General features: G+C 50.4%; 7 protein-coding genes. 3 read left to right on the forward strand and 4 right to left on the reverse strand.

The window, feature by feature from the left end:
- Positions 1-13: 13 nt before the first annotated feature.
- The 3 genes from ACG2E4_RS01810 to ACG2E4_RS01820 form a co-directional block, all read right to left on the reverse strand.
- Positions 14-1,720 carry an IPT/TIG domain-containing protein gene (locus tag ACG2E4_RS01810; RefSeq protein ID WP_395275544.1) on the reverse strand — a complete coding sequence of 569 codons (1,707 nt, stop codon included), beginning with the start codon at positions 1,718-1,720 and terminating at the stop codon, positions 14-16.
- A 218-nt stretch (positions 1,721-1,938) separates the two neighbouring features.
- On the reverse strand, positions 1,939-3,162 hold the full coding sequence (locus ACG2E4_RS01815) for a DPP IV N-terminal domain-containing protein (protein ID WP_395260567.1): 1,224 nt from the start codon (positions 3,160-3,162) through the stop codon (positions 1,939-1,941).
- A gap of 36 nt (positions 3,163-3,198) precedes the next feature.
- Entirely contained in the window at positions 3,199-5,223 is a 2,025-nt protein-coding gene (locus ACG2E4_RS01820; RefSeq protein WP_395275545.1) for a PKD domain-containing protein, read from the reverse strand.
- A 458-nt stretch (positions 5,224-5,681) separates the two neighbouring features.
- Between ACG2E4_RS01820 and ACG2E4_RS01825 the strand changes: the two genes are divergently transcribed.
- The 3 genes from ACG2E4_RS01825 (at position 5,682) to ACG2E4_RS01835 (ending at position 10,540) form a co-directional block, all read left to right on the forward strand.
- Positions 5,682-6,257: a sigma-70 family RNA polymerase sigma factor gene (locus ACG2E4_RS01825; RefSeq protein ID WP_395275546.1), complete on the forward strand. Its 576-nt coding sequence runs from the start codon at positions 5,682-5,684 to the stop codon at positions 6,255-6,257.
- Positions 6,258-6,661: 404 nt separating this feature from the next.
- A complete protein-coding gene (locus ACG2E4_RS01830; protein WP_395275547.1) occupies positions 6,662-9,388 on the forward strand; it encodes a tetratricopeptide repeat protein in 2,727 nt (908 codons plus the stop codon).
- A gap of 459 nt (positions 9,389-9,847) precedes the next feature.
- Positions 9,848-10,540, forward strand: coding sequence for an NAD(P)-dependent oxidoreductase (locus ACG2E4_RS01835; RefSeq protein ID WP_395275548.1), 693 nt, complete (start codon positions 9,848-9,850; stop codon positions 10,538-10,540).
- A gap of 106 nt (positions 10,541-10,646) precedes the next feature.
- Here the strand turns inward: ACG2E4_RS01835 and prfA are convergent, their stop codons facing one another.
- Positions 10,647-11,720 carry a peptide chain release factor 1 gene (gene prfA, locus ACG2E4_RS01840; RefSeq protein ID WP_395275603.1) on the reverse strand — a complete coding sequence of 358 codons (1,074 nt, stop codon included), beginning with the start codon at positions 11,718-11,720 and terminating at the stop codon, positions 10,647-10,649.
- Positions 11,721-11,856 lie beyond the last annotated feature (136 nt).

The raw sequence follows: 11,856 nt of genomic DNA on the forward strand, positions 1-11,856 counted from the left end.
CCGGATGAGAATCCTATTGCGGAGCCCAGGCGGGGGAGTTGGCCCAAAATTCAGCTTCCGCATCTGAATCGGGGGCTACATTCATCCATGCGTCATTATCCGCTGGAATCCACCGGATGTAATCGCTGATCGGGATCATGCGCCGCGATGTGTACACAATTTCCCCGCCACTCGGCGACCATGCGGGCTGGGTCTGGGCGTGATCCGGCCAGTTTCTCCTGCGGTCATTGGACCCGTCCACCGCCATAATCCGCAGCCGATCCACGGCAGACCGCCTGCTGGTAAAAAGGATGCCACCACCCGACGGCTCCCAGGCGGGACTCCGGTTCGGGGCATCTTGATCCGTAAGTTGTGTCACATTCCCGCCGTCAGACTCCATCACCCAGATGTGGGTCTCATAGGTTTCCTCTTCCGTCAGATCAAACGCAATTTTTGTGCCATCCGGCGACCACGCAGGTGATGAAGCATAGGCATATCCCCCGCCAGCGGCAAATATCTCCCTGTCTCCGCCCTCCAGGTCCATAACGCGAATATTGCCCTGATGCACATAGGCGATGCTGCTGCCGTCCGGTGACCACGCGGGCTGGGTTCCCTCAATGCCGGTATTCGTCAACTCTCCACTGTCCAGGTCGATGATCCAGATTTGGTATGTGTCGGAATCGCTGCCTCGGTTTGAATAAAAAGCAATTTTTGACGCATCGGGTGACCAGGTCGGCCCGTGGTCGGAGGCCGACTCATCGGTCAACTGCTCCTTGTTGAGCCCGTTTGAATCCATCAGCCACAACGAAAACGGCTTGTCGCAGTACGTTCCCTGGGAACACCCCTCCCGGTACTGGTAGGCGATGCGGGTACCGGTGGGCGGAGAATAGCTTTGTTGGGCAGTAAAATCCAGTTCCTGTTCCGGACCGAGAACCAGTTTGGTGTGGATCGGGAAATCCCACTCTTCCGCACTCGCCGTAACAGCTATCGGCGCCTGAACCTCACTGGCTGACCATTTGCCCTGCCCATCTGTATAGACCGGCCCGATATCGCTGGAAAAAGAGATTTCGACGCCTTCAATTCCCTGTCCTGTTGATCCGTCAACAACAGTGCCGCTGATGGCAAAAGCGGAGGGTTCCGCTTGCGTCACTGTAAACGTGGGACCTGCTGCCGTTTCTCCGCCGGCCGTTATTTCTACGGGACCCGTATCAGCTCCCTCCGGCACCTGGGTAACAATTTCTGTGTCCGTGGCTTCCGATACCGGTGCCTCGGTGCCCGCAAAATAGACTTCGATGTCCTGGAGATTCGTCCCAAAATTTTTTCCCTTTATTACCACTTCTGTTCCCGGGTTCCCGCTGTCGGGTTCCACACTTTCAATGCTCATCGCCTCTTCATTAACCGTAAATGTCGGTCCCGTGACCTGTTGCCCCCGCACCGAAACTTCTACCGGGCCTGTCTCGGCCCCTTCAGGAACCGCTGCCTTGAGCTCCGATTCGGTTGCCTCCTGCACCTCGGCTTCAGTGCCGTTAAACGTGACCATATTTTCCTGCTCAGAAGAACTAAAACCATTTCCGGAAATCGTCACGATAATGCCAACAGGCCCTTCATCCGGTTGTATACCGGTAATCTCCGGTCCTCCCTCATCTTCAACGCTATCGCCCGGGCCTTCGGGCGTTTCGGTACAAGCGACCAGCATGATGCTCAGGCTTAACAGGATAAATGGGAGAATGTAATTCTTCATAAACTGGCAGTTCTTATTTAACGGATAACTGTTCTAAATGAATTTCAAAAACAGTGCATTTTTTTGAAAAGATCAAATCAAATTGCTGATTCTAATATTTTTTGTTTATACAAAAAGAGATGGCACCGGTTAAAACGGTGCCATCTCTGCTCACATGGTATGCAAGAGTGTAAATGGGATAAAATATCGGTAAATAATCCGGGATTATATTTTAAAGATTATTCCACCGTTGGTCCCCAACTCGGGAAATTAACCATCCAGTTCCCTTCTCCTTCAACCAGCAGGAACTGGTTCTCACCACTTGCCCCTACGGTCCAGATCTGATCGGGCGATTCCCCGTCTCTGAGTGACATAAATGAGATATAATTCCCGTCAGGCGACCAGGATGGTTGTCGGGCCGCCACATTATCGGAGGTTATGTAACCTGCATTTCCTCCATCTGCATCGGCGACAAATATCCGGGAATTCCCCAGTCGGGTGAACCCCTGGTAGGCAATTTTTGATCCGTCCGGGGACCATGCCGGATCGTACAAGTTAATGCCGTTGTCCTGTGTCGGCTCCATCAACAGGGTTGCCTCTCCGCTTTCAACATCGATACTGTGGATTTCTGTGTAGTCGTCACCATCCCGATCGCTGCTGAAAATAATGCTATTTCCATCCGGAGACCACGACGGCCGTTCATCACTGGCTTCATGTACAGTTAATCGTTGCTCACTTTCCCCATTGAGATCCATGATATAAATATCGTGATTGTCATTCCGCGTGGAGCCGTATGCAATTTCAGATCCGTCGGGCGACCAGGCGGCATGGAAGTTACCTGCCGCATTGGTGGTCAACCTTGTTTGGTTGGACCCATCAATATCCGCAATCCAGATATCCGATTCATGGGTATACGCGACCTTTGATCCATCGGGGGATACGGCAGGAAAACTGGCTTCGATTCCATCTCCCAGCCGCTGCTGGTCCGATCCGTCGGCATTCATCCGAAACAATTCGATAGTGGACTGATCTACCTGCTTCATAAACACGATTGTTCCATCCGCCTCGGACTGAGACTGCTCGCAGGTCACGTCAAAGGATACGCTGGCTGTCTCTCCGGCCGTAACCTCTGCTGAAACGGGGTTATCGCCGTCGACGGTACAGTATGACTCCAATCCACTTAGTTCCACGCTGTAGGTCTCCTCTTCGAGGTCTGTAAAAGTTACGCTGCCATCGGGCTCAACAGACTCCGATTCCCCGCTACCAAGCGTTATCGTGTATCCGTCCTCGTCAGTACTACTGCCCGATGTAGAGACGCTGACCTCCAGCGACCCGGTCGTTTCGGTTGGTTCCTCCTGGTCGGGCTCACTATTATCGGTATCAGATCCCGGTCCCGTGGTGCTTTCCCCACAGGCTGCAATTACTGCTATCAACAGGATAAATGTCAAAACGTTCTTCATCATGCCAAATCCATTTTTTTGTTATCAGGTATGTCAGGATTAATATGTAAACAAGTCATCGTTGTCGTTGCCGGAATAACTCACTCCCGCCGCATTTAGCTGGGCATCACGGCCTTCTCGTACGATAATGCCGTAATTGGCACTGTTTTCGATCTCGGCATTGGAGAGGTTCAGGTAGCCATCATTGTATATGCCCAGGTTGCCCGCATCCATATAGGTGGCCAGGTCGGCTCCTCCGCCGTATTCGATCTTTACATAGTCCATCTCATTTTCAACTGATCCGGATGATATGAGGATCCCCGCCCATGCGCCTTTCGCTTTTGATCTGCCGGTAAATGTAATCAGGTCGTCGCTGCTGCCCAGGGCTTTGATTACGCCGGGACTGGAACCGCCGGAAACGATCAGTTTTACATCCGTGCCCATCTCAAACATCGCACCGGGTTCGACAGAAACGGTATTCTCGATCGTAAGAGAACCAGTGACGTGGTAGACCCCGTTGTTTAAATTACTCCAGGTTTCGGACCCGGTTGATTCCGTATCGCCCCGGTACACTTCGACATCGCCGCCGTTAAAATTGGTCTGACTGTCGACAGAGGAGATTTGGGTGGGATGAATCAGCATGTCCGAGTTGGCATTATTGTCAAAAAAGCAGTTTTCCAGCGCAAAATCTGAGCCGTCTCTGCGCGTCTGGATACCGTAGCCGGCACTTCCGGTAAGGGAAACATTCCGCAGGGTGATTTTGGCCCGATCTATCACCATGTTGGTTTTGTCAAAGTACGTAGCCATGTTGGTGCTGCCTCCATAACGGATATCGACATGCTCCATGATATTGTCTACCGACGAAGAGCCGATGAAGATACCGCGCCAGGCTCCCGGTACGCTGCTAGTACCAGTGAATACAATTTTATTGTCGGAGGTGCCCACCGCCTCGATAACCGCATCTGAGCGGACCACGATCCCGGCATCGGCGGCAAACTCAAATTCAGCCCCTTCCGCAATGGAAATATGGTGCTCAAAATCGACATTATTTGTTATTTGGAATTTCGCGCCGTTCAGTGCGGGAATCGTCATATCCCCGGTTGTTCCGCCGCCAAATGCCGTTACATATCCCCCGTCAAAACTGCTGGCTGCGTCAAAATTCCCGAGCTGGCTGATGTGGACATAGGCGTGATCCAGCTCATTTCCTGAAAAAGTCATGTTCTGCATCGGAAATTCGGATCCTGATCGGCGCGTCTGAATGCCGTATCCCCCGCTGTTGGCAACAGTCACATGCTCCAGTTGCACTTTGGCCTGGTCTACCGTTAGTGCAGCCGCTTCAAAATAGGTTCCGGCCGAGACGCTGCCGGCGTACAGGATGCTCGTATGACTAATTTCGTTTTCCACCGTATTGGAATTAATGCGGATACCCCGCCAGTAGCCGTTGACTTCCTGCATGCCGGTAAGTACAATCGGGTTTTCTCCCGTACCCGCAGACACAAGCACGGAGTTGTCGGAACGCACATTGATACCGGCATCCGTTGCAAATTCTACCGTTACACCCGGTTCAATGGTGAGCGTTGCACCGGAGCGTACATCTATATATTCGGTCACCCGGTACAACGTATCGTCCGTCCAGGTTTGATCCTCGGTTATGTCACTATTTATTTCAGTTACATCTGATTCGGCTGTTACCGTAACCTCATCCTGGTCGGTTTCGCCGTTGCCGTCGTCTACCGTTAACCTTGCTATATAATCGCCGGTAACATCCGGGGTAAAAGTCGGGCTTTCAGCCTGCGGGTCGGATAGCTGTGAACTGCTCCCGTTGGGTCCGTCAAGCTGCCAGCTGTAGGTCAGCGCATCGCCGTCGGGATCAGTGGATCCGGAAGCGTCCAGGGTAACCTTCTCCCCTGTGGATATCGTGTCCACATCGGCAGTGGCAGCAGCCTGGGGCGCTTCATTATCATTGTTATTGGATCCTCCCGGATTGCCGGTACTGGTGGGACTGCTGCTGCAGGCGGCAAAAAGCAGCATTGCCATCAGCATGGAGATATAAGAAAGCGAATTTAGCGTTCTGGTCAGTTTCATAGTCTTAAATAATTTTTGGTTGATTTAACAGGTCGCAGATGATTGTTCAGTTTGCAGGAAAAATTTTCCATGATATTTTTAATAAAATCTCACAGCTCTCTTTGTACAATCACACTAGTAATACGACAAGGACGGCTAAAACAGGTCAACTTAAATTATTTGTTTTTACTCATCCGCCTTCGGACCCGGAATGCGGATGAGAAGAGGTGGAATATCCTTATCCAAAAAACGGATTTGTCATCTAATAAGTAGAAAGGCCAGCACTTGAACATAACGGTCCTGAATGCACTAGCCGGCTGTTTTCACAAGATCATAAATTAATGCTCAATGTCGGGGAAGGCTCTTGACAAAATGAGGTTTACTTCTATTTTTCCATTTGGCTTTACCCCTTTATAGAGATACGTTAAGCCAACCGATATCAGTTCATTTTATAAAAATATCATCTTCAATTATTAACGATGGGCAAAAAGTCTGAGGTTACGAGATTACTGTTAAAACTGAAGGAAGAGGGGGGAAAAGAGATATACGACCGGCTGTATCCTCACATCTACGATGAATTGAGGAGATTAGCCTATTCTCACATGAGCCGACAGTCGGATCACACCCTTTCAAAAACCGAGCTGGTTCATGAAGCTTACCTGAAAATGATAGACCAGACCAAGATCAATTTTAATGACCGGGGACATTTCCTGGCGATTGCCTCTAAATGCATGCGACAAATACTAATTGATTATGCACGCAAAAAAAATGCCCGGAAGCGGGGTGGAGAACAAAAAGATCTGACCTATATCGACCACCTGTTTAGCGTCCAGCAGAAAAAAGCTAACGAATTGATCGGTATTGACAGCGCTCTTGACCGACTTTCGAAGCTAAACCCGCGGTTGACCGAAGTGGTGGAGATGCGCTTCTTCGGCCAGATGACTATAGAAGATACTGCTGAAGCGCTGGATATTTCGGAGAGCACCGTGAAAAGAGACTGGGCTAAAGCCCGGGGATGGCTCCATAAAGAACTTAAAGAGCGGTTTGAAATTTAGGTTCAATACCGGGTGAACAGTATTTTGAATCGGGTGGTACCCCGGGACGAATAGCTACCGCATTTTTAAAAATGCGATAGTTGTTCTGCAGTTGCAAAGTATAACATTGAAAACAACAGTTATAAAAACCTCTCCTGTTAGTATGAAAAAACATCTCCTGCCACGCTCAATTTAGACTTCCCTTTTACCCAATGATTCCTATTTTAAGTGAAATAACAGATCATCTATTCCATTTTGCAGATCAAACACAAACCGAGAATGCTGAAAACACTGCTTCCCGTTACTCCGGTAACTGAAGTACTCCGGGCCTGATGGCTGCGTTTTATCTTTTCTCAAAAACCACCATTAATTTACAATATTGGGTCACCACTACAGAATCTACAGCGAAATACCTACAGCTTTTTATGGATAACAACCGTTGGCAAGAGATTGAACATATCGTGGATACGGCGTTAACCCTGTCCGATGAAGAACGAACCGAATTTATCAGGGAAGTTTGCACCGGCAACCCGGAACTGTTCAGGTCGGTCACAGAGCTGCTGAAATCGATCGAGGAGTCGGAGGGATTCCTGGAGGATCCGGACCTGTTTAAAGAGGCCCTGCTGCCCGGTTTGCCAGAAGAGTTTCCGGACCAAGAGCGCAGCTCCACCATGATCGGTCAACAGGTCGGCTCCTATTGTATAACCGAGCTGATCAGCCACGGGGGGATGGGATCGGTTTTCCTGGCTGAACGCGCCGACCATCAATTTGAGCATCAGGTAGCTCTAAAATTGATCAGGCGCGGTATGGATACCCCCGACAACAGGGCGCGATTCCAGCGCGAACGGGCCATCCTGGCCAACCTCACGCATTCCAACATAGCCCGGATGTACGACGGCGGTATCACCGACGAGGGACTTCCCTATTTTATTATGGAATATGTAGATGGCGTTCCGATTGACGCTTATTGCCGTCAGCATGAACTTAGCCTCAATGAACGGCTGGAGCTCTTCGAGTCGGTTTGCAGCGCCGTACAGCATGCGCATGCCAACCTTGTTATCCATCGCGACCTCAAACCGGCAAACATCCTGGTTGACAGCGAGGGATCGGTTAAAATCCTGGATTTCGGTATCGCTAGGCTGCTCGATCAAGACAAATCCGATCAAACAATTTTTCAGACCCGCGCCGGGGCCCAGGTTCTGACCCTGGGATATGCCGCTCCCGAGCAACTCTCCGATGCGCCCGTAACCACGGCCAGTGACATTTACGCGCTTGGCACGCTTTTTTATAAGCTCGTAACCGGCTCCGCTCCGTTCGACCTAAAGCAGAAAAGCATCGGTGAGATTGAGGAGATTATTAAGCAGCAGTCCCCGGAACCGCCTTCCACAAAAAACCCAGAGTGGGAACGAATGCTCAAGGAGGACCTGGATGCCATTATCCTGAAAACACTACGCAAAGAGGCGGAACGGCGTTACAACTCAGCCGGTGAACTGCTGGAAGATCTCAGGCGTTACCAGCGGGGCCTGCCGGTTGCCGCCCACGCCGATACCTTCCGATATAACGTTTCAAAGTTCATTAAACGTCACAAGGCCACGCTTTCGGCGGCGGCGTTAATCCTGGCGCTCATTACCGGAATTTCAATCGCTTACACCTATCAAATTGCCGAACAGCGAAACCGGGCCCGGCTGGAGAGTGAACGAGCCACCGAAATGACCGATTTCCTGCTTTCCCTGTTTGAAGCCAATAATCCGCGTGTCAGTGTCGGTCAGGACTTTCCCGTCAGCGAAATTATTTCGCGGGGACTGGATGAACTCAACAACAAATCAATTACCACCAGTAACCGGGCGCTGCTGCTCGGTGCCATCGGCCAGATACAGCTTAACATCGGCCAGACGGGGGAAGCTCAAAAAACGATCAACCAGGCCTATACACTGGCCATGGACTCCCTGGATCTGCAAGACGCATCCATTGCCGACATCGTTACCGTCTACGGAAACTGGCACCGGGCGGCGGCCAATGTCGATTCGGCAATATACTTTTTCCGAAAAGCGGATTCCCTGTACCGTTCGTGGGAGGTTACCGGATCCGAAGCCTACAGGGTAAACATGCTCAACCTGGGTGATGCCTATATCGAAGAGGGAAGGTATCAAGAAGCGCTGGAGGTACTAACCGCCACGGGAGATTTTCCCGAAGATACCATCGAATCGATGCACAACAAGTCTTACCAGCTGAATAACCTCGCGATTGTTCATTCCCGGCTGGGGGATTACTCGAAAGCCCTGGATTATTATGAGCGATCCCTGGAGCTAAAGGAAAAAATATATGAACCCGATAATCCCGAACTGGCGCTCTCCTACCACAATATTGCCATTGTGTATATGCGGAGAGACCTGTCCCGAAAAGCCTACCAGCTGTTTCAAAAAGCCTATCAAATTCGCAAAAAAACCCTGGGGCCAGACCACTCGCTGGTGGGCTCAACGTTGAGCGGTCTGGCCACCGTTGCAAATGATATCGGTAAACCGGAAGAGGCGGCCACCTATCACAGGGAATCGGTCCGTATCCTCAAGGAAAAATTCGGAGACGGTCACTATAGGCCTGCGATGGCCATGCGAAACTACGGCAGCTACCTGATCGATTCAGAAGAATATACGCAGGCCGGTGAGATCCTCAACACCGCACACAATATAATTTCAGAGAACTATGGAGCTGACCACGTCTACAACGCCTACATTCTGAATATCAAAGCCAAGTTGTACAGTCACTGGAATAAGCCGGAACTGGCCGATTCCAGCTACAATGCCACCGCCGAAATCTTCAGGAATACCTACGGTTCGGAAAACGCATCGCTGGGCAGAGTACTGAGTGGACATGCCATTTTTAAATTTGAACAGGAGGAATACCGGGCGGCCGTCCGCCTGCTAAACGAATCGAAACAGGTACTGGAAGCTGCCAATGAAGCTCAATCGTTCGTATACGGGAAAGCGCAGTACTACCTGGGCAGGTGCATGCTAGAGTTGGGGAACAAGGAAGAAGCCCGAAAAACACTCGAAGAGGCGTATCAGACCATCAGTTCCGCAAAAAGCGACACGATGACGATAGCAAAGGAGATCCGCGTGCTCATGCAGCAGCAGTATCAGAACCTGGAATCTTGAATAGCGGATAGCAGGATCGCGCATTCGAAGCCATCAATTGCGGGACATAAAGAGCAGTATTTAAAATGTTCATACTTGTATTCCCGGTAACCCCTGTTTGGTGGTTTTCACATAACACTCCGCCTATCGGCTATGGCTATGCACATTGTCACTGAGTGCAACCTTTTACAGGGGATATCGTCTGTTCTTAGCTGTATGAATAATGTAACCAAATACCGCATCACGGTAGATGGGATATATATCCTGAATAAAATTCAACACCCAAGAATATCACCGTTTCTTTTTTTTAAAGCACCATACACCTTTTTTGTATAGATTAACAGGAGAATATTGGTATGGGACCCTGTGCAGAACCTCCTGTTTTGTTGGGAGGTGGTTGTATTATTGACTTTTTAAACGGGTGTACAACTCCCTTAGAACGAGAAATTGAGGGAGTTGCAAAATCCTCAGTATAAAAAAATGAGATTGAAAAAGATTTGTATAATCGGTGCCTCCGGGAAACTTGGACAATACATGGTTCAGCATGCACTGGACCGAAATTATGAAATTGTCGGCGTTTGCAGGGAACAAAGCGTCAGCAAGCTGGACCCGGTTAAAGACCAAATAACAGTGGTACCGGGAATGACGAATGACCGGGAAGTAATCAAAAAAGCGGTAAACGGATGCGACGGGGTGCTCACCGTCTTGGCCCCCTGGGGAGTGAACAACTATTCCTCTGGAACGGCACGGGCGGTACTCGATTTTGCCGAGCCCGGTGCGCGCCTGATTTTTTCCTGCGGCTGGCACATCACCAAAGACGGAAAGGATAAATACTCCTGGAAGCTGAAGGTGTTTTTAAATGTTGCCGGGTGGATCGCCAAAATGCTGCGACTCGTTGACATTCAAGACCAGGTGAGAGCCTGTGATTTGGTATTTTCCAGTGACAAGAAATGGACCGTTGTACGGGGTAGTGACCTGGAGGAGGGAGAAAGCCAGGGACTTCCGGTTTGGAGTGAGCATGTGGGTGATCCTGTCCTGGAAAGCAACCTGACCCGCCGAACCGATTTTGCGCTTTTTATGGTGGAGGCTCTTGAAAATGATGAACTTATCCAAAAAGCACCCGCTATTGTAGGTTGCCAAACTCCATCCGCACGGGCTCACAGATCGGACTAAAATAAATAGATGATAAAAGGGAAAGGTTATAAGGCAACCCCAATAAACAAGGGAAAAGGCTTTTGTAGCTTTTTGAGGATCTCCTACTCACCAACAGGCAGGCCGGCTACTCTCCCATAATGGCGTTCAGCTTCTCCAGATTGTCTTCCACGCGGAGTGCTTCGATGACCTCGTCGATGTCGCCCTTCATGATATCCTCCAGGTTGTAGAGCGTCAGGTTGATGCGGTGGTCGGTCAGCCTGCTTTGCGGGAAGTTATAGGTTCGGATTTTGGCGCTGCGGTCACCGGTCGACACCTGGCTTTTGCGTTCCGCGGCCCGTTCCTGGCGCTGTTCCTCCACCTTGGATTCGTAGAGTTTGGTTCGCAGCATCTTCATCGCCTTCTCCTTGTTCTGGTGCTGGGAGCGTTCCTCCTGGCACTCCACCACCACGCCGCTGGGTTCATGGGTAATCCGTATTGCGGAGTCTGTTTTATTGACGTGCTGTCCCCCTGCCCCGCTGGCCCTGAACGTATCGATGCGCAAGTCAGCCGTATTGACCTCCACATCCACCTTTTCGGCCTCAGGCAGCACGGCCACGGTAGCCGCCGACGTATGCACCCGGCCCTGTGTTTCGGTTTGTGGCACCCGCTGCACGCGGTGGACACCGCTCTCATATTTCATTTTGCTATAGACCTCATCGCCTTCCAGCCCGAAAATAATCTCCTTGAATCCGCCCTGCGTTGATTCACTCAGGTTCATGATATTCAGCTTCCAGCCCATCTTGTCGGCAAACCGGCGGTACATGTCAAACAGATCGCCGGCAAAAATGGCGGCCTCGTCTCCCCCGGTTCCCGAGCGGATCTCCACAATCACGTTCTTGGAATCGTCGGGATCTTTGGGAATAAGCTTGAACTTGATCTCCTCCTCCAGCTTTTCGAGGCGCGGCTTCAACTCTTCAATTTCCGCCTTGGCCATCTCTGTTATTTCGGGATCGTCTCCCTCTTCAATAAGCTCGGTATTCCCTTCGATCTGGTTATTAATATCAACCCACTCGTCGTAGTATTCTACCAGCTCCTTCAGGTCGCTGTGCTCTTTGGTCAGTTCCGTGTAACGGTCCGGGTCGTCATACACGGAAGGATCACTCATTGCGGTCTGTACTTCTTCAAATCGTTCTTTAACCTGCTGTAGCTTTGCTTCTATATCCATAAATACGTATTAAATCAAAAACAACATATTGGGATTCAGAAAAATTGAATCGTTCTTCTGCCAAAATCCGGGCATCTTGAATATTTCCGGCATATGCGCCGATTACTTCCGGAACCAGCCTGTTCCAGAT

This window comes from Halalkalibaculum sp. DA384 (assembly GCF_043951955.1).
Lineage (GTDB): Bacteria > Bacteroidota > Rhodothermia > Balneolales > Balneolaceae > JAMQKA01.